The following is a 24,308-nucleotide window of genomic DNA, read 5'->3' as shown; positions in this document are numbered from 1 at the left end:
ACACCCATAGCTGCAGCGGTGTGCCCGCGGCTTCGTCCAACACGTTTTTAGATTACCGGCGCCCTCGCGAGTGCTCGCGTTGGGTACCGAAACCACGCGCCGCCAATCTAAAAACGCTCTCTATTATCGGATTTGGCGCATAGGCTGCATCGCTCGCGGTCTCGCGCCGGCCGCTTGTCGCGCACCTCATAAGAGCGTACCGCGAATCCGAAAACCTCAATGTTTTCGGTGCCACTGCACCTCATAAGTGCGTCCCGTGCCCCTCATAAGATTGTGTTTTGAGGGTGTTTGCCGTCGTGCCGCGAATACGACCACAACGTGACGCCGGAATGCATCGCCGGCGAAATGGCGGCGCCTCTGAAGGACGAGATCCACGGCGACTCCAAGACCGGCCGCTTCGTCAATTTCTACGGCGAGGAGCATCAGTTCCTCGGACCGCGCAAAAAGCCGCCGACGGATGGCGAAATTTCTCCTGGATACGACATCAAGAACCTCGCCACCGGCAAGATCGCCGACGGCTCGAGCGGCAGCCTCACCACGACGCCCATCAGCGCTTCGAGATGCTCTTCCGGCGCCTTCCGGACGAATGTGATTGCGCGGGACTGGATCGGCAAATCGCTGGTCGGCCTGCCGCTTGAGCTCTTCTACGAAGGGGGAGAGTAGACAATATTGCCGACAGGTTATCTTTCGATTCTCTGGCGTTGTTTTCAGCTTGAAGCGACACGAAGAAATTATCACCTCTCTACCGTGTGAACCAAGACGTCATCCGACCTTCAACTTGGCAGCATATCGGCTTCGGGTCGGATGCTGCGGCAGCTTCCTTCCCGATGCTGCCGCTGGACCCGGTTGCTTGAGCTTGCAGGAGGATGTCACATGGTGACCACGCGTGAAGTATCCGTCGATGACGCCACAACGGTGACCCACATGGTTGCTGCCCTACTCGCCGAGCTTGGCGCCGGCCAGGTGCAGGCCGGGCTAGATACCCAGCTAGTAGCCGAACTCCTCGCCATGAAGGAGCGCGTCTATGGGTTTCTCGCTTTCACCGAGGACCGTCCTGTCGGCGTCATCATGTTGTCAGAAAGCGCAGCCCTTCTCGCCCGCGGAACCTACGCCACTATCACAGAGCTCTATGTCGTGCCGGACCAGCGATCGTCTGGGGTCGCGATGCGTCTCATTGAGGCTGCCGTGAGCCTGGGGACGGTCAAAGGCTGGGGCCAGCTTGAATTGGCCGCACCAAGGCAGCCGATGTGGAGCCGCAACCCCAGCTTGGCATTGTACGTCAAGGCCGGTTTTGCAGAGATCGGCCCACGCCTGAAGTTGCCATTGCAAGACCTCGCTGGCCCACGTGCGCAGGGTTATCTTACGGGGCGATCGCGATTAGACCCTCGACGGCAACGCGCACGATCTCGCTCGAACCCGGATTCCACTACTGCAAGATTTGCATTTGAATCCGTGGGACAGTCTCGGAGGATGTGAGCCTCGTCCACGTCGCGGGAGATGAGCCGATCAGGGCCGAGGCCGAACGCCTTGCTGGAACGCGCCGGCCGGTCCGTCGATTGCTAAGAGTACTTCGGACCCCGTCGTGTTTTGCGTCCCAAAATGTAGATTTGATCGGTGCCGAATCTTGCGTCTGTATTGCTCGACGAGCTATTGCCTTATGGCCGCTTGTGACCGACGCCGTTAGAACTTTGCTCGCTTCCGCTCCCAATGCGAAAGCCCTGTTGCTGCTGCCGCCCCAACTTTGGATACCCATTTTATTGACTATCGCGCCGTTCCACCGGATATTCACGAGCAGCATGATGTGCCGCTCGGGGCCACCGTAATGAGAACGAACGATCGAAGCGTGCCGAGCAACATGCGAAACCGCATGTCTCATCGCTGCGTCTCCGCGGCGACCGGCGTCTGTTGTTGATTCGTATCGACAAATCCAAAGCGATCGACAACCAGACAAGGAGCGCCGGAGTCCGGCGATTGAGCACTTATGTCCCAAGCCTATGTCATCGAAGTATCGAATCAAACCGCGGGCATCGTTGTCAGCGAGGAGCGCGGCGTTCGCTTCTTCTCATCCGAACGTGCTTTTGACAGCCTTGACGGCGGTCATTTTGGCTCCGCCCGTGCCGCGGAGCGTGCGGTGAGGGCGCTTATCGAGCAGCGGCGGCAGGTCCGGCACTAAGCAGCGTTGAATTGGACCCATCAAGCATCGTTGCAATATCATTGAGGAGAGTCGGATGATTACCCGTAGCCGCTGGTGTAGATGGATTGCTGCGTCGTTGGTCGGCGCGGTTGGTTTCATCTCAACGGCCGCCTCTGCCGGTCCAACGTTCGACAGGATCAAGTCGCGTGGTCTTATTAAGGTCGGCGTCGGCACCACGCCCGGATTTTTCGCGCCAGACAGCAGTGGCCGGTGGCAGGGCTTCTTCATCGACTATGGACGCGCTTTGGCGATCGCGGTCTTCGGTGACGCAGACAGGGTGGAGTTCACGAGCTCGTCGCCGCAACAGCGTCTGCCGGCGCTCCAATCTGGCGAATACGATGTCCTGCTGTCCGGCGTGACGGTTACGATTACACGCGCGTTCAAGCTCGGGTTTCATTTCGGGCCGACCATCCTCTATGACGGGCAGGGGATTCTGGTCCGCAAAGACATCGGCGTGACGTCGGCATCTCAGCTCGACGGCGCCACGATCGGCATTCAGAGCGGCACAACAGGCGAGCTCAACATCGCGGATTTCTTCCGCAAGAGCCAGCATAAGTTCACTCCGGTCACGATCGAGGACACCAGCGAATTCGTCTCTGCCCTTCAGTCCGGCCGCGTGGACGCGATTACGCAGGACTCGTCAGATCTGGGCGCAAAGCTCACCCAGCTCAAGAAACCGAATGACTACGTCCTGCTGCCGGAGCGACTGTCGAAGGAGCCACTGGCGCCGGCGGTGGCCAGCGGGGACGACCGCTGGCTCGAGATCGTCAATTGGACCGTGAATGCGACCATCCAGGCCGAGGAATGGGGCATCACCTCGCAGAATATCGACAGCTTCCTGAAGTCGGACGATCCAGCCATCCAACGTTTTCTGGGTGTCGATCCCTCACTTGCTCAGGCAATCGGGCTCGATCCGAAATGGGCCTACAACATCATCAAGACGGTCGGCAATTATGGTGAGATATTCGATCGCCATCTCAAGCCGCTCGGCTGGGAGCGTGGCTATAACAAGCTCTGGACCAACGGTGGCCTATTATATTCTCCGCCGTTCCGCTGACATGCGTCACTCATGAGCGCTACGCCCGAAACATCGCGCGCGGGGAAGAAACCGGGTATGCGGCGCCGGGTCACGGGCTGGTTGGGTCCAAGGCCGGCGTTGCAGCTTGTGATCGTGGCGGGCGTCCTCGCTGTCGTCTTCCTGCTCGGAGCTAACATCGCGACCACCATGGCGCGGATCGGGGTGACACCGGGCTTCGACTTCCTGGAACGCGCGGCCAATTTTGAGATCGGGGAGGGCATGATTGCCTTCCGTGCCGGCGATAGCTATGCGCGGGCCATCGTGGTCGGTCTCTTGAATACGGCGAAGCTCTCGTTGCTGGGCTGCTGTCTGGCGACGATCCTTGGTGTCTCGCTCGGCATGATGCGGCTTTCGGGCAACCTGATGCTGTCTGGTCTCGTGCGCTGGTATGTCGAGATTGTTCGCAACACACCACTGTTGTTGCAGCTGTTCTTCTGGATCGCTCTCGCCCACACCCTGCCGCCACCGCGTCACGCCATCACCTTGCTTGGTGCCGTCTTCCTGACCAACCGCGGCGTGTACGTGCCGGGCATTGTTATAAGCGATCTTTCGGTCGGAGCAATGCTGCTTGCGGCCGCTGTGGTCGGGGGCTGGATCTGGCTGGTGCGGCGCGGCTGGCGGCAGAAGCGGCCAGGGCTGCAGGCTCCGCTGCTTGCCTCCGTCTTGAGCATTCTTGCGGTCGGCGCGGTGCTTGCAGTAAGCGGCACAAAAATTGGCATCGAAGTGCCGGCGATCAGTGGTTTCAACATTCGAGGCGGCTTCGGCCTGACGCCCGAATTTGCAGCACTGCTGGTCGGATTGACCGTGAAGTTTTCTGCGATCATTGCGGAGATCGTTCGCGCCGGCATCCTGTCGGTCCGCCGGGAACAATGGGACGCTGCACGTGCCCTGGGACTTCATCGCGGCAAGGTCATTCGGCTGGTCGTCCTGCCACAAGCCTTGCGCGTCATCACGCCATTGACAACCTCGAACTATCTCGATCTCGTCAAGGACTCCAGCCTCGCTGTCGCGATCGGCTATCCGGATCTCATGAACATCGTCAACACCACCGCCAATACAACCGGACAGGCATTCGAAGCGCTGCTGATCGTCGTGCTGCTCTATCTCGCCTTGAACCTCGGCGTTTCGGCGTTGATGAATCTCTACAACAGCAGGGTCGCGTTGCGCGGGGAGCGGCCAGCGTGACGGCGATCGAGGCTGGAAGACTGCGTCCAAGGCGTAAGGACCGGCTCTGGACGCGACTGCAAACGGGTCTGTTCGGGACCTGGCTGAATTCCGCCATTACGGTCATCGTGGGCCTGCTCGTCTTGTGGCTTCTGCCGCCGCTGTTCCGCTGGCTGGTGCTTGACGCGACCTGGCGCGGAACTTCGGCAGACTGCCTGGCGCATGACGGCGCGTGCTGGGCGTTCGTCGCAGCCAAGCTCCGCTTCATCATCTTCGCTTTTTATCCGGTCCAACTCGCGTGGCGCCCGGCGCTTGTGTGTCTCTTGCTCGCTACCTTGCTGGCTGTTACCGCCATGCCGCGCTTCTGGCGGCGCGGGCTCGTGGTCGCCTGGCCGGTCGTCATTGTCTTGTGTGGGCTATTGATGGCCGGCGTACCTGGGCAGTCGCTGATTTCGTCGAATCAGTGGGGCGGGCTGCCGGTGACCCTGCTGGTCTGGGCGGTCTGCTTTGCTGTGTCGGTACCGTTGGCAATCCTGCTGTCGCTGGCACGGCGATCCAGGATGCGCGCGCTGCAGTGGCTTGCGATCGGCTACATCGAATTCATGCGGGCGATACCGATGGTCGCGATCCTGTATTTTGCGACGCTGATCTTGCCCATGGCACTCCCGGCTGGGCTCTCCACCGACAAGATGCCACGTGCGATGATCATGATTGCCTTGTTCTGGACCGCTTATGTCGCCGAGGTGATGCGCGGCGGTCTGCAGGCCGTTCCGATTGGTCAGGAGGAGGCCGCAGCCTCGCTTGGATTGGGTTATTGGCGGGCGATGCGGCTGGTCATCCTGCCACAGGCCTTACGCATGGTGATCCCGGGTTTGATCAACCAGGCCATTGGATTCCTGCTCGCGACGTCCTTGCTTGCCGTCATCGGCATCGTCGACATCCTCAACGCAGCCAAGGCGGCGGCGACCGATCCGAACTGGCTTGGGTTTTACAAGGAGGCGTTTTCGGTCGTGGCGGTGATCTATTTCTCGATCGGTTATGGCGGTTCGCGTTACAGCCTCTGGCTCGAGCGGCGCCTTGGTCGCTCGGGTCAGCATTGAAGGTTGTGCCTCTGCGCATCCAAAACGTATGCGCCGTTGTGACTCAGACGAAGCACAATCGCGATATGAAACGCTTTAGTTATGCATTGCTCCGACATCTAGGTGCCCATCGACGCGCCGATCTCCAGCAATCGCCGGCGAGCCGCACCGTCCTCGCTGTGCGGGCAGGATCCAGCAACACGGATTTGATGCGGCGTCGCCCCCGTGACTGCCTTCAAGAAGCGACGCAAGCTTCGCGCGTCGGAGTAGCCAAGCTCGGCGGCGATCGATTCGACGCTATCGTCGGTGCTCTGGAGCTGGCGAATGGCAGCCGTCACGAGTTTGCGCTCGCGCGATTGGCGGAAACCGCCGTCGGATAGGAAGCGGCGCCCCATCGTCGAGGGGCTGACGCCTGCCCGCTGGGCAAGATCCTTCAGGTGAACAGGACTCGGATCGTGCAAATCCTTGCGCATGTCCAACGAGCTACTTTCATGCTCGATGAAGTCCAGCCACAAGCGGAAACACTCCCAATGCGGATTGGCGCCGGCGCGATTGGCGGTGCGGCGGCCGAGCAAGGCGCGGGGGAACCGCATTCCGGTGACCGGGCCGTGGCGCACAGGAGCATCGATCGCGAAATGCCTGCGACCCAGATTGAAGTGGAGAGGATCGCGAGTCGTGACCTCGATGACCGGCATCGCAGCGCCGAGAAAGTACATGCAGTGCATGAAGATCCAGCTGAGGTAGATATCCTCGAGCAGGCATGCGTCCGTGGCGGCGGTCGCGTTGGCGCAGATGTTGAGTTCAGCAACGTCATGTGTTGTCTTCAGCTCGATGTGAACGGCGCCGGAGGCGGTTCGATAAAGCCGCGCGATCGCGAAAATTGCATCTTCCAGGGTGCCGCATCCAAGCGCCACGCGAAGGCCGAGCGCCGTGTAGGCCGGATCAATGCGGCCGCGCGCCAGTCCATGAGCGGCGTCGTTGATGCCGAGCGCGGTATTCAGGCACAACAGCAGGTACTGGGCCGGGCCGACGAGGTCGCGGCTATCCCCGTGCCGCAGATCGATCAACGATGCCGCCATGACCTTCTCAAATGAAAGGCCTTGCCGCACCACGCCACCGACATGTCGGGTAATCCAGTTGAATGGCATTCCCAGACGCATGGAGCCTCGCGAAATACAAAGCGCAAACCCCAAGTTAAGCGCAGATCGCCCGGCTCGCAATGCGGGGACGTTTGAGAAGCCCGCGATCCTGCCTGGCTGAACGATTCTGTCCCTCGCTTGTGCGTCTTTCGGTCAGTGCCGCGGATCGTTTCTCCGACTAGCCTGTGCAAGGCCCGAAGCGGACGGAGTGACCGATGAACGACCTTGCAACAAAGCGTGAGCAGCGCGCCGAGCTTGACCGTGCCTTTGCTCATCTCTCCGGACTGGCCGCCTCGGCGAACCTGGAGGGGATTTCCGACCCGCTCCAACAATTCGTGGCCGTCATCCGGGCCTTGATGCCGCGTTATGGCGATGTCGGCGTGGGGCCTAGACTCGAAGGCATCACCTTTGCGGCGGTCGACGCAGGAGGCGTCCCTGCCGAGTGGGTGATCCCGAGCGATGCCGACCCTGCACGTCGCATCGTGTATACGCATGGAGGCGGATGGGTCGGTGGCTCTCCACACGACTACCGAACTTTGACCGGGACGCTGGCGCGTCTTTCGCGGGCAGCGGTCCTGGTCGTCGACTATCGATTAGCACCTGAACATCGTTTTCCTGCCGGTCTCGAAGACTGCGTCAATGCATTTCGTTGGGCGGCGCTTCATGGTCCCGACGGGGGCAAGAACCATCAGCTCGCGCGCGAGCCCGCGACGCATTTGAGTCTGGTCGGTGACTCCGCGGGCGGAAACCTGGCTGCGGCCACCTGTCTGGAGCTGGCAGCCAAGGGCGTACGATTGCCCGATCGCCTCGTGCTGATCGCAGGCACACTTGACAATCTGGCTCGGGACGACCGCGTCGGGATCGATGATCAGATCGTGGCGGCGGAAACCCTCGCCGCTGCCACGGCGATTTACCTCGGTCCGAGCGGCAATTCGTCAGACCATCGCGTATCACCGGTCCATGCGCCGCGCGAACTCCTGGCGAGGTTTCCGCCGACATTGTTGCAGGCGAGCGCGATCGAAACGCTGGCTTACGACACCAGGAAATTCGCGGCGCGTCTGATAGATGCCGGGGTAAGAACCGATTTGAGCATCTGGTCCGAACTGCCGCATGTCTGGCACGCCTTTCTGGGACTGTTTCCCGAGGCGAGCGAAGCGCTGCAGGAGATTGCCGATTTCGTCAATCGCTAGATCGCCGTTAAGCGCTCTCGGGGACGGCGATCTTTCATGATTCACGATCAAGGAAGCAAGTGATTTACGCTACCACCACCCCCGGGATCGGCAGCGCAGTGACCGACTTGATCTTCTCAATTGCAAAGCGAGATGTGACGTTCTTCAGCGGCCCAGCACTGATCAGCTTCTTGTAGAACAGGTCGTAGGCCTGCATGTCCGCGACCACGACGCGTAGGATGTAATCGACGTCGCCGGCCATGCGATAGAATTCCACCACCTCGGGCATGGCGCTGACGGCGGCGGCGAACTTCTTCAGCCAGGATCGCGAATGGTTGGCGCTCTCCACCGACACGAACACGGAAATGCCGAGCCCGATCTTGTTTGGGTCGACCAGCGCGACCCGCTTTAGGATTACGCTGTCGGCCTCCAGCCGCTGGACGCGCTTCCAGGAGGGGGTGGCGGACAGGCCGACCCGGTCGCCGATCTGAGCGGCAGACAAGGACGCGTCTTCCTGAAGCGCAATCAGGATCTCGCGATCGATGGCGTCGAGTCGGCGCCTGTTCTGGGGAGGTGGGATGATGAGGTCGGTCATTTTGAGGAATTCTGTTCCTTTTTAGAGGCTGAGAAAGGACAGCATCGCAGCAACCACAGCTTGGAGTGTCTTCAGCCGTGCGGACCAAACAGGAATATGTCGTAGAAATCGTCGGTATCGTCATCGCGATCGCGTAAATCGGCTTGATTGGTGCGCCGTTTCCACTTGCGCACCTGTTCAAAACACTTGACGACAAGCGGGTGCAGTGAAGCGAGGTCCCTCACGTTCCCTCCAAGGCAGCCAGAGAGCAGACGGACATCAAATTACCACGCCCCAACCGATATTGAACACAGTGGCGCGATTGCAAGCCCAAGTTTGCTAGGATTATTCTGAGCGTCCCATTCTTTTGAGAGACCCATTTCAAGGCGCTGCGTCAACAGAGCCGATTTACCGCTTTTCGCTCGGGCACCCTGGAGGATGAGGCATTGGAGGCCTTGCAAGCCGCTCGCCGTTCCTGCCGAATGTCTCTAACGAAGAGTTTGATAGCTCGCGCAACACTGAGTTTGCTCTTTTTGCGAGTCGACGCTTCGCACCCGGAGCCGAGGGACTGAACGGAAGCTTCGCCGATCTGTGGATCGATCCGGGGGCTTGAACGTCGAAAGCATCAATCGTTCCTCTTGAGGCCGCTCGCAAAGAAGAGCCATAGCGTGCCGTGCCTCAAGATTGGAAATCTGTGAGATTGCGCGAGGCGGCGACCCGTCGTCATACCTGGCAACGGCGGAGCGACGAAGCGAGCGCTGAAAGCAGCCGGCACCACTCGGAGAATTCGATGCCAAGTCGCAAGGAGAAGCTCTCGCTCGGAGCGTTCCTGCTTTTCACCGGTCACCATGTCGCCGCCTGGCGCTCACCAGATGCATCCGACAGCCAGACGTTGGCCGAGTTCGTGCAGTTTGCGCGAATCGCGGAAGAGGCCAAATTCGACGCCATCTTCCTCGCCGACATGGTCGGGGTGCGGATCGACCGGATCGAAGCCTCAAGCCACAAGGCGCATAGCGGGGTCTATCCGTTCGAGCCGTTGACGCTTCTGTCGGCGCTTGCCGCGGTGACGTCGCGGATCGGGTTGGTTGCGACCGTCTCCACCAGCTTCAACGAGCCATTCAATGTCGCACGGCAGTTTGCTTCGCTCGATCGCTTAAGCGGCGGCCGAGCCGGCTGGAACCTCGTGACATCGACCGAACCCGCTGCAGCGTTGAACTTCAATAGGAGCGTCCTCAGCCCTCACGCGGAGCGCTATCAACGGGCTGAGGAATTTGCCGATGTGGTGCGCGGGCTGTGGGACAGCTGGGATGAAAACGCATTCGTGCGCGACCGGGAGAGCGGGCTCTATTTTGATCCCGACAAGCTGCATGTGCTCAATCATCAGGGCAGCCATTTCCGGGTGCGCGGACCGCTCAACATTCCGCCATCGCCGCAGGGGCGGCCGATCCTGGTTCAGGCCGGATCGAGCGGTCCGGGCATGGATCTGGCGGCGCGGACGGCGGAGGCCATCTTCACGGCACAGCAAACTCTGGAAGAGGCCGTGGCGTTCTATTCCGACGTCAAGGGGCGGCTTGCCAAATATGGACGGGCCGCAGATGAACTGAAGATCTTGCCAGGCGTGTTTCCGGTGGTCGGCGACACGGAGAGCGAGGCCAAGGAGAAGTTCGAAGAGTTGCAGTCGCTGATCTCCCCCGAGGTCGGGCTTGATCTGCTCGCCGGCTTCCTCGGAGCGCCTGAGATCCTGACGGCGGCGCCGGACGGACCGTTGCCGCCGCTGAGGGAAACCGAAGGCGGTAAGAGCAGGCAGGCCCTGCTCGTCGAGCTTGCGCGCCGTGAGGGGCTGACGGTGCGCGACCTCTATCTCCGGATCGCCGGGGCGCGAGGCCATTGGCAGGTCGTGGGTACGCCGACGCAGATCGCGGACCAGCTCGAAGAGCGCTTTCAGAACTACGGCGCCGATGGCTTCAACATCATGGCCCCGACGCTCCCCGGCGGGTTGACCGATTTCGTTAAGCTGGTGGTGCCGGAGCTGCGCCGGCGCGGCCTGTTCAGGGACGACTATGAAGGGACGACCTTGCGCGACCACCTCGGCCTGCGCGTGCCGCAGCGCGCGATCCGCACGGCCATTGCCGCCGAATGACATGACACGATCTGGAATGGGAATGCAGGAATGATCCCCAGCAAGCTTCACCTCGTGCTGGCGCTGGCCGGCCTCCTGGCGGGCGCGGTGTCGCCGCCTGTCAGCGCCGAGCCGCTGACCGTGCGCATCGGCTTTGCGTCGGTCGGTGCGGATAACCGGCAGTTTTCCGGCGGCTCATCGGCAAGTGTGGTGCATTCGGAGCACTACCTCGATGCCGACTTGCACGATCGCCCTGACGTCAAGATCGATTGGTACTTTTTCAAAGGGGCGGGTCCGGCGGTCAACGAGGCCTTTGCCAACAATCAGCTCGATTTCGCGATTCAGGCGACCTGCCCGAGATCATCGGGCGGGCGAATGGGCTGAAGACGAAAATCCTGCTCGCCTCCGGAGCGCACGCGCCGATCTACCTCGCCGTGCCGGTGGGGTCGCCGATTCGCAAGGTGGCGGAGCTGCGCGGCCGCAAGGTCGCGATCTTCCGCGGCACCAACAATCATCTTGCCGCGGTGAAGGTGCTGGCCGGAAACGGCCTGCAGGAGCGGAATGTCCAGGTCATCAACATGGACACCGCGACTACGAATGCGGCGTTGACCTCGAAGGACATCGATGCGGCCTTCGGCAACTTCCCGCTCGCTGGTCTTGTCGAGAAGAACATCACCGAGATCATCTACACCACCAAGGGCGATAATCCCGCCTATGAGCGTCATTCGACGCTGATCGGGCAGGAGGCCTTCATCAAGGCGCATCCGGACATCACCCAGAAGATCGTCTCGGCGATCGTCCGCGCCGCTCGCTGGTCGTCGGACGAGGCCAACCGCGCCCACAACCGTGCCGGTCGTTATCGATGAGGCCAAGTGCATCGCCGACAAAGGCTGCACGGTTTGCGTCGAAGTCTGCCCGCTCGACGTGCTCAGGATCAGCGATCTCACCAGCAAAGCTTATATGAAGTATGACGAATGCTGGTACTGCATGCCCTGCGAGGCCGATTGTCCGACCGGCGCCGTGACCGTCAACATTCCCTATCTGTTGCGTTGACATGACTGCATTCGAGCCGTTCGAGGCCTTCGGCGATCTCGATGAGATTGCGGAGCGTCTGCAAAGCCCCGACCCGTCAGTCCGCCGTCTCGCAGTCATCGAACTCGTGGAGACGCCGACGGATGAGGCCGTTCCGCTGTTGGCGCGGGCGGCGGATGATGCTGATGCGGGTGTGAGGCTGCAGGCCGCGCGTGCGTTGGGAGATTTTGACGGCGTCGACGTGGCCAAGGCGCTAATCGGAGCTCTCCTCAATTCTGACACTGCCGTCGCGCAAGCAGCTGCGGACAGCCTGGCAGAGCTTCGCGACCCTGCTACCAGCGCGACCCTGCTACCACTGGTGAAGCATCCCTCCAGCTTTGTGCGGGCCGCGATCCTGCGCGCCTTGAAAGCGCTCCAGGTCGGAGAGTTGCTTGGGCCGGCCATCGGCGCGCTCGGCGACGCCGAACCTGCAGTGCGCACGCAGGCCGTCGGCGTGATCGGCTATCTCAAGCTTACCGAAGCGCTGCCTTCTCTGATCCGCGCGACCAAGGACGGACATCCAGATGTGAGGTTGGCCGCGGTTGATGCGCTGTCATTTGCACGGAACGAGGCCGCCGCTCAGGCGGCCGCCGACGCCCTTTCGGATCGAGAATGGCAGCTGAGGGCAGTCGCCGCCGAGACGATCGGGCGGATTGGTCAGGCCTTAGTGGCACCAGCGCTCATCGTCGCGTTGGGTGATGGCTACTGGCAAGTGCGCCAGAAGGCGCTGCAGAGCCTGGGCAAGCTCCGTTTTCGGGGAGGGGTGGGCGCCATCATTCCCTTCCTTGACGACGAGCTGCCATCGCTCCGCAAGGACGCTGCAGCGGCGCTTGGTGAGATCGCAGATCCGGCCGCCCGCGACGCGCTGGTCGCACGCCTGGGCGACGATGATCCGGACGTGAGAAAGACCGTGAGCTGGGCGCTGCAACAGATCGAGGCGCGCTAATCCTTGAACAGGATCTTTTCCAGCAGATCGAGCCGCTTGATGCGGATGACGCTGCCTTCGATGCTGATGATGTGCCTGGTCTGAAACCGCTTCAGCGTCATCGTCACCCATTGGCGGGTGGAGCCGACCATTGCGGCGACCTGGTCGTGGGTCACCTTGCGGTTGATGACGATAGCGTCGCCATCGGCACGCCCGTAGAGTTCGGCAAGGTTCAAGAGGTATTGGGCCAGCCGCTCGATCACCGAGCGCGTTCCCAGCATTTGCGCCATGGAGGAATAGCACTTGCCCTTGGCAATCAGCCCGTCGATCAGCGCCAGCGCGAACGCCGGCATCTGCACGAGCAGCTTCTGCAGCGCAACGCTCGACAATGCGGTGATCTCGCAGTCTTCAATGGCCACGCCGGACCACATGTGCGCGCCGCCGCCTGAGATCTCCGGCCCTCCGATGAAATGGCCGGGCGTCCAATAGGCGAGGGTGATCTCGCGACCGGAAGGAGCGGTGTAATAAACCCGGACCTGCCCGCACCTGATGATGAAAATCCCCCCATGGCGCTCGCCCTGGCTGAACACCATGGCGCCCTGCGGCACCAGAATGCTGCGTCCCGCGGCCTGCACCTGTGCGTTCTGCTCGGCCGACAGGCGGTCGAGAAAGTGGGCGCCGACATCAAGCCCGTCGATGCTCTCGCTCATGAACAGCGCGGAGTCGCCGGCGGCCGCGTGTGGAGCCAAGGCGGCGGCAGGTTTCGATTTGGTCGGCCAGTCGCGTTGAACCGCAGCGCCCGTGCGGCCCATCAGCGCCTGGATCCCGGCTTCGGAAGCTTCCTTGAGCATCGTCATCGCCATCGGTTCGTCTTGCGGTGTCGGAGGTAGCTAAGGGCGACAGACGGATAAAGTCCACTTCTTTGATTGAATTGAGCTGCACTTAGGAGAGCTGATGCGCAAACGAGTTGGTGGGGAAACAATTCATCTTCTGATCATGCCAAAACGAGAAAATAATTTGATGCAATCCGTCCGTGCGTTGTGACAGAATCAAGAAACGGCAGTAGCGGGCAGGCAGCCGCGCAACTAATTGCTTCAGCCTTGGCGGCATCGGTTCAATAGTTCTCGCCAAATATGCCGGCGGCAGTCTGCCGGCATCGACAATCGAGGACGGGCCAAATGATGTCGTTCAAAGCTGTGAGGATCATCGCTGCGGCCGCAGTTGCGGCGATAGGTCTTACGGGCATATCAAGCGCGGAAACCATTCGGGTTGCGGTCGGGACGCAGGATACGACGATCAATTGCGCAACCGGCGGACTCTTGATCCGCGAGTTGAAGCTGCTCGAGAAATTCCTGCCGCACGAGGGCAGGTACAAGGACGTCACCTACGACATCCAATGGAAGAATTTTACCAGCGGTGCGCCGCTGACCAACGAGATGGTCGCAGGCAAGCTTGATTTCGGCGCGATGGCGGACTTCCCTGGCTCGCTGAATGGGGTTGCGTTTCAGAAGGCTGGCCGCCGCAGCCTGTTCATCAGCGTGCTGTCGGGCAGTACCAAAGGCAGTTGCAATGGCATTGTGGTGCCGGCAAGTTCGCCGGCACAGTCGATTGCGGATCTGAAGGGCAAGACGATCTCCGTTCCCTTCGCCTCAACGTCCCACGGCATGCTACTTCGCGCCATCGAAGCCCAAGGGTGGAATCCCGAAACAGACGTCAATATCATCACGCAGGCACCCGAGGTCGCCGGTCCCGCCTTGCAGGCGAATAAGATCGAGGCGCACGCGGACTTTGTGCCATTTGCGGAGCTGTTCCCGTGGCGCGGCTTTGCGCGCAAGATCTTTGACGGCTCGCAGGCGAGCGCGCCCACCTTTCATGGTTCGCTCGTCGATGCCGAATACGCAGAAAAATATCCAGAGATCGTCGTCGCCTATCTGCGCGCCGCCATCGAGGCCGATAGGCTGATCGCAGAAGAGCCCGAGAAATACAGCGAGCTGATCACCAAGCTGACCGGCATTGAGGCGGAAGTCGTCTACCTCTTTCACGGGCCGCTCGGCCTGCAGACCCGCGACGTGACCTGGAAGCCCGAATACCGCCAGGCAGTCGCGACCTCGATCAAGACGCTAAAGCACCTGAAGCGCGCCGACAGCGATCTCGACATCACCCAGTTCGTGACCGACAAGTTTATCCGCGCCGCACTTGTGCAGGCCGGCCGCGACTACGATGCTGAACTGAAGAATTATGCCCAGCTCCCCCTGAAGGCCAAGGATGCGGCAACCGGTACCGAGATTGCGGATTTCAGCCGGGTAGCGCAGATCTGGGTCAAGGACGAGCCTCAGGTGCGTCACTACGGCTCGCCGGAGAATGCCTTGAAGGTGCTTGCGGCGCTGGAGAAAGAGGGCAAGTCCGTCCGCGTCGTGTATGCACAGGATCGCGAAAGCGGCATCAAGCTATTCGCCAACCAGGCATGGTTCGTACGCTTGGCAAATGGCGAGCTGAATGCCTTCCTGCTGAAGGAGGGTTCCGAGAGGTGGTCGAAGGAGCACGGCGGACAAGTGCTCGACTACGCCGGCGCCCGCGAAGCGATCGTGGCGAGCCGGTGACCCCATGGCTGCCGCCGGCCATAGTCCCGACCGACTGCCGGCAGTGCGGTGGCTGGTTCGCGGCTTCTCCCTCCTCGCCTGTATCGCGCTGTGGCAGCTTGCCTCCTCGCTGCATCTCAATCTTGGCGTGGTGACGTTCCGCAACGTGCCGCCTCCCACCGAAGTGGCCGAGTCCGCCATGGTTCTCCTGAGATCTCCAAAGTTACTGGCGCATGTTGGCAGCAGCCTTTGGCGGGTGTTCGCGGGCTATGGCGCGGCCGTTGTGATCGGGGTGGTGTTCGGCTTCGCAATCGGCCGCTCGCGCGCTGCCAGCGATCTCATACTGCCGCCGTTGGAATTGCTGCGGCCGATTCCGGCGGTGGCATGGATCCCCTTGTCGATCCTGGTCTTCCCGTCCTCGGAATTGTCGATGATCTTCATCACCTTCATCGGCGCGCTCTTCCCGATCGTCCTCAATACGGTCCATGGCGTCGCCAATATCGACCGCCGGCTGGTCGCCTCCGCGCGCAGCCTCGGTGGTACGCCAGCCGCGATCCTGCGGGAGGTCGTGCTGCCAGGTGCAGCACCCAGCATCGTCACGGGCCTTGCTATCGGCATGGGCACGTCCTGGTTCTGCCTCGTCACCGCAGAGATGATCTCCGGCCAGTTCGGCATCGGCTATTACACCTGGGAGGCCTATACCTTGCAGAATTATGCCGACATTATCGTCGGTATGCTGGTCATCGGTCTGCTCGGCATGGGCAGCAGCTGGCTCCTGACGGCGCTGGGACAATATTTGATGCCATGGCGACGTGCGGCGGCCGCGCGATGAACATCCGGGTGTCGGATACCCCAACCCAGACCGTTGGAAGGATCGACGTCAGCCACGTCTCCATCTCGCTTGGCGAAGGCGAGGACGCTTTTGAGGCTGTTCGCGATCTCGACTTCACGGTTCCCTCGGGCGAACTCGTCTGTATCCTTGGCCCGTCCGGCTGCGGCAAGTCGACGTTACTCGGTGCGCTGGCTGGACATCTGCAGGCAACCAGCGGACGTTTGGCCCTCGACCATCAACCGATCCTGGGTCCCAGCCCAGATCGCGGAATCGTATTTCAGCAGCACACGCTCTTTCCGTGGAAACGAGTTCGCGACAATGTCGCGTTCGGGCCGAAGATGCGCGGCATCGGCGGGGCGGAGCGGCACCGAGCAGCGGACGAAATTCTACGCTTGGTCGGGCTTGAAGGTTTCGAAGCCTTCTACCCCTCGCAGCTCTCCGGCGGGATGCAGCAGCGGGTCGAGATCGCGCGGGTTCTCATCAACCAGCCGCGGGTCCTGTTGATGGACGAGCCGTTCGGCGCGCTGGATGCCCAGACACGCAGCTTGATGCAGGAAGTGCTGCTCGACATCTGGACCAAGATTCCGACAACGACGGTGTTCGTCACTCATGATATCGAGGAAGCGCTGTTCCTGGCCGATCGGATCATCGTCATGAGCGCGAGGCCGGGGCGGGTGATCGATGACATCCGCCTGCCGTTTGCGCGGCCGCGGCACAGCGAGCTTGTCACTGAGAGCGAGTTCGTACGTCTGAAACGCCACGTGCTCAGCCTGTTGCGGCGCCCGGACAACGGCGCGCCGCTGCCTCGCTTGAGCCCGCTCGGGATGGCTGTCGGTTAGGTGCGTCAGAATTTGGAAGGACGCGATGGCGGGATAGACCACCACCGCGCCCGCGTGCTCTCTCTCTCTCTCTCTCTCTCTCTCTCGGGAGGAAGGTGTTTCGCGCGCCGCCGCTTCAGACGGTGGCCTTGCTGCCGTCGAAGCGTGTGAAGGAAAAGCCCTCGAATGGCTCCCGGAAGGTGAGCCGCTCATCGCGCAGAATGCTGATGGCGAGCTCTTCGCCGAGTGCCAGCGAGGAGGAGAAGTCCGAGCGGAAGTGAATGCCGGCCCAATCCCGACCTATGCCATGATTCCACGCGAGCTTGTTGAGTTCGCCGCCGACCGTCAGCGGCGGGCCCTCATAGGGGACCAGCCTGGTCGGATCCTTCGGATCCGGCTGCACCGGATTGGGCACCACGGCGCTCTCATCATAGAACGCTTTGAGGATCGTCACGGAAGCCGCTGCAATCTGCGAGGCGCCGCCCGGATAGGTCGAGTGGATCGGCGCGCCCTCGGGATAGACGTGGGGAAGCAGGTGCGTGCCGTATTTCGCCACGCTGCGCGCCAGGGCCTGCGAATTGAGAACGTTGGCGTGAACTGGATACTCGGCCTTGCTGGCGATCCGATGGTGAATTAACCCGCCATAGGCTTCTGGGCGGAGGGTCCGGTGGACGAAGAACTTCTGCCAATAGGCGATGCGAATCGCCCGCGAGGCAGCATAGGGCAGAAGTCCTTGAATATACGGCAGCGCGAACGTGTTCGACGCTCCAGTCTGAGTCCTTGATTTCAGGTACGGATTGCTCGGCGCAAGGGGCGTCCCGAACCCGCCATAAGATGGGTCAGTCTTGCCGGCCGGTGTGCCGAGCAACAGCGCCGCGGCCCAGAAGGTCGCCGAGTTGTTGTGGACGTATTCGGCGAGATCGCGGCCTGTCGCGACAAAACGCAACGTCGGATCGAACTTTGCCGTCTTGCCCGAGAATTTTCCGTTCTGTACCGTGAGCCACTCGTCATAGTCGGTGAGAAAGGTGCTTTCCGGCGTGACGGTCCGAATTCGAGCGGGAATATACTGCGCGCCGTGCGGCGCGTCTCTCAGCGCGAATTGCGAGATATAGGGGCCTTCCAGCGTGCCGGGCGGGATTACGTAGCGACCGGTGCGACCCGCCGGGTCGGATTTATCGCGATAAAGGGCGGTGCCGCGAAACAGGGTCTGTGGCGTCACCTTCCCGGCGGCGCGTGGCCATTGAAGCCGGAAAGCTTGTTGAGCTCGTCGACGGCGGCAAGGATATCCCTGTTGTCGGTGTTGTCAGTGAATGCCGTGAACGGCACGTCACGCAAGAGCGACTGCCAGTAAAGCTCGACGATGTCGGCCGCACGCGTTGGGCTTTCGAGCGCCGGCGCCGGAGGAATCGCGAACTGTGCCGGGTTCAACCCCTCGAGACCGACGGCAAGTGTCCCGATCGGATTGAGCTGCTTGCGCGTGCCGCCGAGCGGTATGGCCTCGAACGCCGCGGGATCGCCGGATGCATAGGCCTTGAGGGTGGCCTTGAAGGCGGCCGGGTCGACTTCGCCGCGCGCATCGTGCGGCAGGCCTCGCGTGTCGGAGCCAATATAGTTCGGATAACGTTCCTCATCGCCGTTGGTCGGGTGCGGCAGAACGGGTGCATCGCGATTAGCTTGCGCTGCGGCAACGCGGATCTTGAAGGCGTGTTCGCGAAACGCTCCATCGCTCGAGGATGGCCCTTCTCCGGCTGCCGTCGTGGGTTTGTCTTCAGCGCTCGCAAACGCTTGAACACTCGTGGCGGAGAGAAGCGCAGCACCACCGGCGAGGCCAAGAAACTTGCGGCGCTGTTCGTCTTTGCGCGCCGCGAAAAGCTTGCCTCGGAGCCGGTGATCCGCGTGCGCGGTTATCCTGGCGCTTACGACAATTATGCGGCGCTGCCGGACGCGGTCCGCTGGCAGCAGGCCGTTCGTTACCGACGCGCCGGGTCGACGCCACCACCCGATGCGATCTCACGGGTGGTGAAGTTCCCCAACTTCTACCTCCATCTTGCAGCCCCCTGGACGTCGGCAAAGGCGTTTGGCTCGCGGCTGCTTGGGACCACCCCGAGGGGCGACATCGCATTTGATTTCGTCATCGCCGGCACGGGGTACGAGGTCGATCTCACCAAGCGGCCGGAACTCGCCGCCTTCGCCGATCAGATCCTGCTCTGGCACGACCGTTTTTCGCCGCCGGCGGGCGAGCAGGACGAAATCCTGGCGGCGCATCCCTATCTCGGGTCAGGACACGAATTCCTGGAAAAGGAGCCCGGCCGTGCGCCGTATCTCCGGGACATTCACGTCTTCAACCCCGCGGCCTTCGTCAGCTTCGGCCTGCCGATCGGCGACGTCCCGAGCTTCAAGCGCGATATTCCAGGTGTAGTTGCCCGGATCAGCCGCGATCCCTTTCTGGCCGATCTTCCTTCGCACGAGACACGCATCAATGGGCCAATCGCCGAGGATTTTGATGCCTCCCTCTACGCGTCAGCGGTCTGGTGCTCACCGTACACTGTCGCGGCGGAATAGTGGACAAGACGCAGATCGAGAGCTTGCACAGAGCAGATTGCGTTTCGCTGTTGCCGTTTCCGCGAACGCAACTATTTCCCGTGCAGTTCAAACTTTGGAAGCTATTTCCGAAAGCCTTGCGTTAGCATCATCGAACCGAACACGAAGTTGCATTGAGGCGGCTTCGACTGGAAGGACCCGGCAGACGCGGTCGCCGCCAAAGCCCGGCGGCAGTCTAGCAAGAGGACCAATCATAACGTCAATCGTCTTCACTCCGCTTTTCGCTTCCGCGATCGGCAAACGGCGGAGCTTCGTCCAAAATTGGGGTCGCGGTCTTGGGGAACATGACATGACGGACGCAATCGCCATCGACAACGTCATTCCGCGCGCTGACATCGTCAAGCGATCGGCGCGCATTGGCGCAGAAATCAGGAACATCAAGCTGTCCGGCAAACTTCCGGACCAGACGATCGCCGCGATCAACCAGGCTCTGCTCGAGCACAAGGTCATCTTTTTCCGTGACCAGAACCACCTCGACGACGCCGAGCAGGAACGCTTCGCCGTTCGGCTCGGAAAGCTGGTGCCGCATCCGACGGTCGGCGCAACGAAGGGCACCGCATCTATCCTTGAACTTGACTCTGCGCGCGGCGGCGGCCGCGCCGACCAGTGGCATACCGACGTCACCTTCGTCGACGCCTATCCCAAGATCTCCGTCCTGCGCGGCGTCGTGACCCCGGCGTTCGGCGGCGACACCATCTGGTCGAACACGGCGGCAGCTTATCTGGATCTGCCGGCGCCGCTCCGGAAACTCGCCGACGAGCTCTGGGCGGTGCACAGCAACGCCTATGACTACGCGGTCAAGACCCGTGCGTCGGAAGCCGACAGGAAGCATTTTGAGGAGGTCTTCACCGGCACGATCTACGAGACGGAGCATCCAGTGGTTCGCGTTCATCCCGAGACGGGCGAGCGCACGCTGGTGCTCGGCAATTTCGTCCAGCGCTTCGTCGATCTATCGAAATATGACAGTCAAAAGCTGTTTGACCTGTTCCAGTCGTACGTTACCGCACCCGAAAACACCGTGCGGTGGAGCTGGCGGGAAGGGGATGTGGTGATCTGGGACAATCGTGCCACCCAGCACTACGCTGTCAACGACTACGGCGATCAGCATCGAATCGTCCGGCGTGCGACCATCGACGGTGATGTGCCGGTCGGAATCGACGGCCGCAAGAGCGTGACCCGCATCAAGGCGACCAAGCCCCAGGCGAAGGCCGCCTGAAACACCAGCGAGGAATGACGACAATGAGAATTGCCACTCATAGCTTGCGCCAGATGACTGCCGGCGCGCTTGCAAAGACCAAGCGGCTGATCCTGGGCGGCATCGCGCTGACGGGTCTGCTCGGCGGCGCCATGGCCGATCCGCAGCTTGAAAAGACCGAGATCCGCTACCAGGGCTGGGCCGGACAGGTGACGTTCGTCGAACTGGCCGACGACCTAGGTTACCTGGCTCCGCTCAAGCTCAAATGGGTCGGCAACACCATCAGCGGACCACAGGACATCCAGACCGTGGTCACCGGCGACATCGACATCGGCGGCGCGTTCTATGGCGCGATCATCAAGCTGATCGCGGCGAAGGCGCCGATCAAGGCGGTGGTCGGCTACTACGGTTCGGACGACAATACCTACTACGGGTACTACGTGAAAGAGGACAGCCCGATCAGGACCGCGCGTGATCTGATCGGCAAGAAGGTCGCGGTCAATACGCTCGGCGCCCACCTCGAGTTTGTGTTGCGTGAATATCTGGCTCGCAACGGCCTCACTCCCTCCGAGGCCAAGCAGGTGACGCTGGTCGCGATCCCGCCGGTCACCGGCGAGCAGGCGTTGCGCCAGGGGCAGGTCGAGGTGACCACGCTAAACGGTGTGTTACGCGACAAGGCCCTGGAACGCGGCGGGATCCGGAGGCTGTTTGCTGACACCGATCTGTTCGGCAATTTCACCGGCGGGTCCTATGTCCTGCGCGATAAGTTCATCAAGGACAATCCCAACACCTCGCGCAAGCTGATTGAAGGCGTCTCCCGCGCCATCGCATGGGCACAGGCGACCCCGTCGGAGGAGGTCCGCGCCCGCTTCGAGCGCATCATCGCCGAGCGCAAGCGCAACGAGGATGCTACGCCCATCAAATATTGGAAGAGTACCGGCGTCGCGAGCAAAGGCGGGGTGATCGGCGATACAGAGCTCCAGGTGTGGATCGACTGGCTGGTCAAGGATGGTCTGCTCAAACAGGACCAGCTCAAGCCGTCGGATATCTACACCAATGACTTCAACTACTTCCGTCCCGGCAAGACAGCGGACGCCAAATGACTGCGGCCAAGATCCGTGTCGAGCATGTGCGGAAGGAATTCCCGGTCCGCGGCAAGGACGGCGGTCCGGCACAGCGCTTCACCGCGCTGGACGACATCACGCTGGACGTGCGGGCCGGGGAGTTTTTGGCGCTGGTCGGTCCGAGCGGCTGCGGCAAGTCGACCTTGCTGGACCTGCTTGGTGGCCTGGCGACGCCGAGCAGCGGGCGCATCCTGCTGGCTGGCAAGCCGATCGAAGGACCGGGGCGCGATCGCGGCATTCTCTTCCAGCAATATGCGCTATTTCCCTGGCGCACGGCCGCCGAGAATGTCGAGTTTGGGCTCGATATCGCTGGCCTGAAGGCTAGGGAGCGACGCGAGAGAGCGTTGCATTACCTCGATCTGGTCGGGCTATCCGGCTTCGCTGATCACTATCCGCACGAGCTCTCCGGCGGCATGAAGCAGCGCGTCGCTATCGCCCGGAGCCTCGCCTACGATCCCGAGGTGCTGCTGATGGACGAGCCGTTCGCAGCTCTCGATGCCCAAACGCGCGAGACGCTCCAGGGCGAGCTGCTGCGGATCTGGCGCAGCACCGGAAAGACCATCCTGTTCATCACGCACGGAATCGACGAGGCCGTCGTCCTCGGCCAGCGGGTTGCGGTGATGACGTCGCGCCCCGGCCGCATCAAAGAGGTCGTCGATGTCCCCGACGAGCTACATAGCGAAACGGATGACGTGCGCTCGCTTCCGGAGTTCGGGCGTGTGCGGCATGACGTCTGGTCGTTGCTGCGCGACGAGGTGCTGAAGGCGCAGGGATCGCAGCTGCCCGAAACGGGCGAAAGCGAGCCCGCTGGAAACGCGAAGGAGCTGGCGCATGTCTAATCTGGAGATGCTGACGCTTCTGGAGCTGGCCGAGGGAAGTTCGAAAGAGCGTGCTACGCAAGGCAGGAGCTCGTTGACTGACGCGTCCAGCGGACTCGCGCAGCGGTTCGGAGCCCTTGGCCAACGGTCCCTGCTGCTCGTGTTGTTCCTGGCGGTCTGGGAAGCCGCGCCACGGCTGGGGCTGGTCGACGTGACGTTCCTGCCGCCGTTCTCCGAGGTGATCGCTGCAGGCTGGCAGCTCGCGCAGACCGGCGAGCTTTACGACGACGTCGGCGCGAGCCTGCTCCGGGCTCTGAGCGGATTTCTGATCGCCGTCGTCCTGATGGTGCCGCTGGGTCTGCTGACGGGATGGTACGCCCGGCTCGGTGACTTCCTGAACCAGATTATCGAGATCGCGCGCAATACGGCGCCGCTCGCGCTGCTGCCGGTGTTCATCCTGCTGCTTGGCATCGGTGAGCTGTCGAAGGTCACCATGGTGATCTATAGCTGTGCCTGGCCGTTGCTGCTGAATACGATCGCTGCCGTCCGGCAGGTCGATCCGCTCCTGATCAAATCGGCCCGGACCATGGGCGCCACGCCGAGCCAATTGTTCCGAAAGGTGATCCTGCCGGCGTCCCTGCCGACGATCTTCGTCGGGATTCGCCTCGCCAGCGCCTCAGCGATGCTGGTGCTGGTGGCCTCCGAGATGGTCGGCGCGAAATCTGGGCTCGGCTATCTCATCATCAACAGCCAGTACAGCTTCCTGATCCCGCAGATGTATTTCGGCATCCTCGGGATCACCGTGATTGGCCTCGTGTTCAACGCGATCCTCGAGACGCTGGAACGCCGGCTGATGCGCTGGAAGGCGCCGGCTGTCTAGACCTGCTTGTTGCGCGCCGTGGCCTGCGTCACGATGCTGTTCGGCGACACGTCCTGGGTCACCCAGACATTGCCGCCGATGGTCGAGCCCCGGCCGATCGTGATCCGGCCGAGGATGGTCGCGCCGGCATAGATCACGACGTCGTCCTCGACGATCGGATGCCGAGCGTCGCCCTTGATCAGGTTGCCCTCATGGTCGGTGGGGAAGTGGCGCGCGCCCAGCGTCACGGCCTGGTAGATGCGGACGTTAGTGCCGATGATCGCGGTCTCCCCGACGACGACGCCGGTACCGTGATCGATGAAGAAGCCGGAACCGATGCTCGCGCCGGGATGAATGTCGATGCCGGTCCTGGTGTGGGCGATCTCCGCCACCAGCCTCGCGATCAACCGTGCGCCAAGCTGATGCAGAATGTGGGCAAGGCGATGGTGAATGATCGCGGTCATCCCGGGATAGCCGATCAGGATCTCCGGGAAATTCCTGGCTGCGGGATCGCCGACGAAGGCGGCACGAAGGTCGCTGATGATCAGCCCGCGGACGTCAGGAAGCTGCGAGGCAAAGTTGCGCGTCAGCTTGATCGCATCGTCGCGTCGGAAGCCGGGCGTGAGCTCATCGCCGATGAAGAGGGCAGCGCGATGGATCTCGTCGCAAAGGCTGTCGAGGGCAATGCTGAGGCGGTTGCCGACGAAATAGTCGATATTCTCGCCGTCGAGGTCGAATTGGCCGTAGTGCCGCGGGAACAGTGCTTCCGTCAGGCCGTCGAGAATAGCCTGGAGCGCCTCGCGCGACGGGGCGCGACGGGCCTCGCCGTCCCGGCGGATACTGTGGCTCTCCTCCCGGGAGACGCGGAGCGCGGCGACGAGCCGATCGAGCTGCCAGCGCTTCTGCGTGGGATTGCCTGGGGTGGTCGTCACCTCCTCGGCGGATTGCTGCGGAACCTCGTGCTTCATGC

26 protein-coding genes are annotated in these 24,308 nt (G+C 61.9%); 20 read left to right on the top strand and 6 right to left on the bottom strand.

What is annotated here, in order from left to right; translation table 11 throughout:
- Positions 1-288 precede the first annotated feature (288 nt).
- From ACV1FX_RS35560 to ACV1FX_RS35535, 6 genes are all read left to right on the top strand, one after another.
- Positions 289-663: a hypothetical protein gene (locus tag ACV1FX_RS35560; RefSeq protein WP_473122191.1), complete on the top strand. Its 375-nt coding sequence runs from the start codon at positions 289-291 to the stop codon at positions 661-663.
- A gap of 210 nt (positions 664-873) precedes the next feature.
- Positions 874-1,476, top strand: coding sequence for a GNAT family N-acetyltransferase (locus tag ACV1FX_RS35555; protein WP_473122190.1), 603 nt, complete (start codon positions 874-876; stop codon positions 1,474-1,476).
- 505 nt (positions 1,477-1,981) lie between these two features.
- Entirely contained in the window at positions 1,982-2,173 is a 192-nt protein-coding gene (locus ACV1FX_RS35550; protein ID WP_473122189.1) for a hypothetical protein, read from the top strand.
- A gap of 55 nt (positions 2,174-2,228) precedes the next feature.
- Positions 2,229-3,251: an amino acid ABC transporter substrate-binding protein gene (locus tag ACV1FX_RS35545; protein ID WP_473122188.1), complete on the top strand. Its 1,023-nt coding sequence runs from the start codon at positions 2,229-2,231 to the stop codon at positions 3,249-3,251.
- A 57-nt stretch (positions 3,252-3,308) separates the two neighbouring features.
- Positions 3,309-4,457, top strand: coding sequence for an amino acid ABC transporter permease (locus ACV1FX_RS35540; RefSeq protein ID WP_473122187.1), 1,149 nt, complete (start codon positions 3,309-3,311; stop codon positions 4,455-4,457).
- Positions 4,454-5,536: an amino acid ABC transporter permease gene (locus ACV1FX_RS35535; RefSeq protein ID WP_473122186.1), complete on the top strand. Its 1,083-nt coding sequence runs from the start codon at positions 4,454-4,456 to the stop codon at positions 5,534-5,536. The genes ACV1FX_RS35540 and ACV1FX_RS35535 overlap by 4 nt, the downstream gene beginning before the upstream one ends.
- A gap of 98 nt (positions 5,537-5,634) precedes the next feature.
- Here ACV1FX_RS35535 and ACV1FX_RS35530 read toward each other — a convergent pair whose 3' ends face one another.
- On the bottom strand, positions 5,635-6,675 hold the full coding sequence (locus ACV1FX_RS35530) for a helix-turn-helix domain-containing protein (RefSeq protein WP_473122185.1): 1,041 nt from the start codon (positions 6,673-6,675) through the stop codon (positions 5,635-5,637).
- Between the two features lie 194 nt (positions 6,676-6,869).
- Here ACV1FX_RS35530 and ACV1FX_RS35525 point away from each other — a divergent pair, with 194 nt between their 5' ends.
- Entirely contained in the window at positions 6,870-7,844 is a 975-nt protein-coding gene (locus ACV1FX_RS35525) for an alpha/beta hydrolase (RefSeq protein WP_473122184.1), read from the top strand.
- 64 nt (positions 7,845-7,908) lie between these two features.
- Here the strand turns inward: ACV1FX_RS35525 and ACV1FX_RS35520 are convergent, their stop codons facing one another.
- Both ACV1FX_RS35520 and ACV1FX_RS35515 read right to left on the bottom strand, forming a co-directional pair.
- Complete coding sequence (locus ACV1FX_RS35520) at positions 7,909-8,418, bottom strand: Lrp/AsnC family transcriptional regulator (protein WP_473122183.1); 510 nt, start codon at positions 8,416-8,418, stop codon at positions 7,909-7,911.
- Positions 8,419-8,489: 71 nt separating this feature from the next.
- Positions 8,490-8,642, bottom strand: a complete 153-nt coding sequence (locus ACV1FX_RS35515) for a hypothetical protein (RefSeq protein ID WP_473122182.1) — start codon at positions 8,640-8,642, stop codon at positions 8,490-8,492.
- Between the two features lie 545 nt (positions 8,643-9,187).
- On the opposite strand from ACV1FX_RS35515, the gene ACV1FX_RS35510 reads away from it, so the two are divergent.
- From ACV1FX_RS35510 to ACV1FX_RS35490, 5 genes are read left to right on the top strand one after another with little or no spacing between them, the layout of a single operon-like run.
- Complete coding sequence (locus tag ACV1FX_RS35510) at positions 9,188-10,537, top strand: LLM class flavin-dependent oxidoreductase (RefSeq protein ID WP_473122181.1); 1,350 nt, start codon at positions 9,188-9,190, stop codon at positions 10,535-10,537.
- 30 nt (positions 10,538-10,567) lie between these two features.
- Positions 10,568-10,900 (top strand): hypothetical protein, encoded by a 333-nt coding sequence (locus tag ACV1FX_RS35505; RefSeq protein ID WP_473122180.1) that lies wholly within the window; start codon positions 10,568-10,570, stop codon positions 10,898-10,900.
- Positions 10,786-11,382, top strand: a complete 597-nt coding sequence (locus tag ACV1FX_RS35500; protein ID WP_473122179.1) for an ABC transporter substrate-binding protein — start codon at positions 10,786-10,788, stop codon at positions 11,380-11,382. The genes ACV1FX_RS35505 and ACV1FX_RS35500 overlap by 115 nt, the downstream gene beginning before the upstream one ends.
- A complete protein-coding gene (locus ACV1FX_RS35495) occupies positions 11,363-11,569 on the top strand; it encodes a 4Fe-4S dicluster domain-containing protein (protein WP_473122178.1) in 207 nt (68 codons plus the stop codon). The genes ACV1FX_RS35500 and ACV1FX_RS35495 overlap by 20 nt, the downstream gene beginning before the upstream one ends.
- 1 nt (position 11,570) lies before the next feature.
- On the top strand, positions 11,571-12,533 hold the full coding sequence (locus ACV1FX_RS35490) for a HEAT repeat domain-containing protein (protein ID WP_473122177.1): 963 nt from the start codon (positions 11,571-11,573) through the stop codon (positions 12,531-12,533).
- Here ACV1FX_RS35490 and ACV1FX_RS35485 read toward each other — a convergent pair.
- Complete coding sequence (locus ACV1FX_RS35485) at positions 12,530-13,222, bottom strand: Crp/Fnr family transcriptional regulator (protein ID WP_473122197.1); 693 nt, start codon at positions 13,220-13,222, stop codon at positions 12,530-12,532. The genes ACV1FX_RS35490 and ACV1FX_RS35485 overlap by 4 nt on opposite strands.
- Before the next feature lie 471 nt (positions 13,223-13,693).
- On the opposite strand from ACV1FX_RS35485, the gene ACV1FX_RS35480 reads away from it, so the two are divergent.
- Genes ACV1FX_RS35480 through ACV1FX_RS35470 form a run of 3 tightly spaced genes read left to right on the top strand, consistent with a single transcriptional unit; the run spans position 13,694 to position 16,762 of the window.
- A complete protein-coding gene (locus ACV1FX_RS35480; protein WP_473122196.1) occupies positions 13,694-15,112 on the top strand; it encodes an ABC transporter substrate-binding protein in 1,419 nt (472 codons plus the stop codon).
- A 4-nt stretch (positions 15,113-15,116) separates the two neighbouring features.
- Complete coding sequence (locus tag ACV1FX_RS35475; protein ID WP_473122176.1) at positions 15,117-15,923, top strand: ABC transporter permease; 807 nt, start codon at positions 15,117-15,119, stop codon at positions 15,921-15,923.
- Entirely contained in the window at positions 15,920-16,762 is an 843-nt protein-coding gene (locus ACV1FX_RS35470; RefSeq protein WP_473122195.1) for an ABC transporter ATP-binding protein, read from the top strand. The genes ACV1FX_RS35475 and ACV1FX_RS35470 overlap by 4 nt, the downstream gene beginning before the upstream one ends.
- Before the next feature lie 115 nt (positions 16,763-16,877).
- Here the strand turns inward: ACV1FX_RS35470 and ACV1FX_RS35465 are convergent, their stop codons facing one another.
- Positions 16,878-17,960, bottom strand: a complete 1,083-nt coding sequence (locus tag ACV1FX_RS35465) for a vanadium-dependent haloperoxidase (RefSeq protein ID WP_473122175.1) — start codon at positions 17,958-17,960, stop codon at positions 16,878-16,880.
- 14 nt (positions 17,961-17,974) lie between these two features.
- Between ACV1FX_RS35465 and ACV1FX_RS35460 the strand changes: the two genes are divergently transcribed.
- From ACV1FX_RS35460 to ACV1FX_RS35440, 5 genes are all read left to right on the top strand, one after another.
- Positions 17,975-19,303: a hypothetical protein gene (locus ACV1FX_RS35460; RefSeq protein ID WP_473122174.1), complete on the top strand. Its 1,329-nt coding sequence runs from the start codon at positions 17,975-17,977 to the stop codon at positions 19,301-19,303.
- Positions 19,304-19,631: 328 nt separating this feature from the next.
- Positions 19,632-20,558 carry a TauD/TfdA dioxygenase family protein gene (locus tag ACV1FX_RS35455; RefSeq protein ID WP_473122173.1) on the top strand — a complete coding sequence of 309 codons (927 nt, stop codon included), beginning with the start codon at positions 19,632-19,634 and terminating at the stop codon, positions 20,556-20,558.
- A 23-nt stretch (positions 20,559-20,581) separates the two neighbouring features.
- Complete coding sequence (locus ACV1FX_RS35450; RefSeq protein WP_473122172.1) at positions 20,582-21,640, top strand: ABC transporter substrate-binding protein; 1,059 nt, start codon at positions 20,582-20,584, stop codon at positions 21,638-21,640.
- Complete coding sequence (locus ACV1FX_RS35445; RefSeq protein WP_473122171.1) at positions 21,637-22,500, top strand: ABC transporter ATP-binding protein; 864 nt, start codon at positions 21,637-21,639, stop codon at positions 22,498-22,500. The genes ACV1FX_RS35450 and ACV1FX_RS35445 overlap by 4 nt, the downstream gene beginning before the upstream one ends.
- On the top strand, positions 22,493-23,359 hold the full coding sequence (locus ACV1FX_RS35440) for an ABC transporter permease (RefSeq protein ID WP_473122170.1): 867 nt from the start codon (positions 22,493-22,495) through the stop codon (positions 23,357-23,359). Before ACV1FX_RS35445 ends, ACV1FX_RS35440 begins: the two co-directional genes overlap by 8 nt.
- On the opposite strand, the gene epsC is transcribed toward ACV1FX_RS35440, so the two are convergent.
- On the bottom strand, positions 23,356-24,306 hold the full coding sequence (gene epsC, locus ACV1FX_RS35435) for a serine O-acetyltransferase EpsC (RefSeq protein WP_473122169.1): 951 nt from the start codon (positions 24,304-24,306) through the stop codon (positions 23,356-23,358). The two genes, ACV1FX_RS35440 and epsC, sit on opposite strands and share 4 nt — an antisense overlap.
- Positions 24,307-24,308 lie beyond the last annotated feature (2 nt).

The sequence above is a fragment of the Bradyrhizobium ingae genome, assembly GCF_055791185.1.
This window is presented reverse-complemented; position numbering and strand designations above follow the sequence as displayed.

Coding starts and splice junctions, on each gene's coding strand:
- ACV1FX_RS35450 (WP_473122172.1), top strand. CDS start 20,582: ATGAGAATTGCCACTCATAGCTTGCGCCAGATGACTGCCGGCGCGCTT.
- ACV1FX_RS35505 (WP_473122180.1), top strand. CDS start 10,568: ATGATCCCCAGCAAGCTTCACCTCGTGCTGGCGCTGGCCGGCCTCCTG.
- ACV1FX_RS35545 (WP_473122188.1), top strand. CDS start 2,229: ATGATTACCCGTAGCCGCTGGTGTAGATGGATTGCTGCGTCGTTGGTC.
- ACV1FX_RS35510 (WP_473122181.1), top strand. CDS start 9,188: ATGCCAAGTCGCAAGGAGAAGCTCTCGCTCGGAGCGTTCCTGCTTTTC.
- ACV1FX_RS35520 (WP_473122183.1), bottom strand. CDS start 8,418: ATGACCGACCTCATCATCCCACCTCCCCAGAACAGGCGCCGACTCGAC.
- ACV1FX_RS35485 (WP_473122197.1), bottom strand. CDS start 13,222: ATGAGCGAGAGCATCGACGGGCTTGATGTCGGCGCCCACTTTCTCGAC.
- ACV1FX_RS35490 (WP_473122177.1), top strand. CDS start 11,571: ATGACTGCATTCGAGCCGTTCGAGGCCTTCGGCGATCTCGATGAGATT.
- ACV1FX_RS35470 (WP_473122195.1), top strand. CDS start 15,920: ATGAACATCCGGGTGTCGGATACCCCAACCCAGACCGTTGGAAGGATC.
- ACV1FX_RS35455 (WP_473122173.1), top strand. CDS start 19,632: ATGACGGACGCAATCGCCATCGACAACGTCATTCCGCGCGCTGACATC.
- ACV1FX_RS35475 (WP_473122176.1), top strand. CDS start 15,117: ATGGCTGCCGCCGGCCATAGTCCCGACCGACTGCCGGCAGTGCGGTGG.
- ACV1FX_RS35530 (WP_473122185.1), bottom strand. CDS start 6,675: ATGCGTCTGGGAATGCCATTCAACTGGATTACCCGACATGTCGGTGGC.
- ACV1FX_RS35525 (WP_473122184.1), top strand. CDS start 6,870: ATGAACGACCTTGCAACAAAGCGTGAGCAGCGCGCCGAGCTTGACCGT.
- ACV1FX_RS35480 (WP_473122196.1), top strand. CDS start 13,694: ATGTCGTTCAAAGCTGTGAGGATCATCGCTGCGGCCGCAGTTGCGGCG.
- ACV1FX_RS35555 (WP_473122190.1), top strand. CDS start 874: ATGGTGACCACGCGTGAAGTATCCGTCGATGACGCCACAACGGTGACC.
- ACV1FX_RS35445 (WP_473122171.1), top strand. CDS start 21,637: ATGACTGCGGCCAAGATCCGTGTCGAGCATGTGCGGAAGGAATTCCCG.
- ACV1FX_RS35550 (WP_473122189.1), top strand. CDS start 1,982: ATGTCCCAAGCCTATGTCATCGAAGTATCGAATCAAACCGCGGGCATC.
- epsC (WP_473122169.1), bottom strand. CDS start 24,306: ATGAAGCACGAGGTTCCGCAGCAATCCGCCGAGGAGGTGACGACCACC.
- ACV1FX_RS35540 (WP_473122187.1), top strand. CDS start 3,309: ATGCGGCGCCGGGTCACGGGCTGGTTGGGTCCAAGGCCGGCGTTGCAG.
- ACV1FX_RS35440 (WP_473122170.1), top strand. CDS start 22,493: ATGTCTAATCTGGAGATGCTGACGCTTCTGGAGCTGGCCGAGGGAAGT.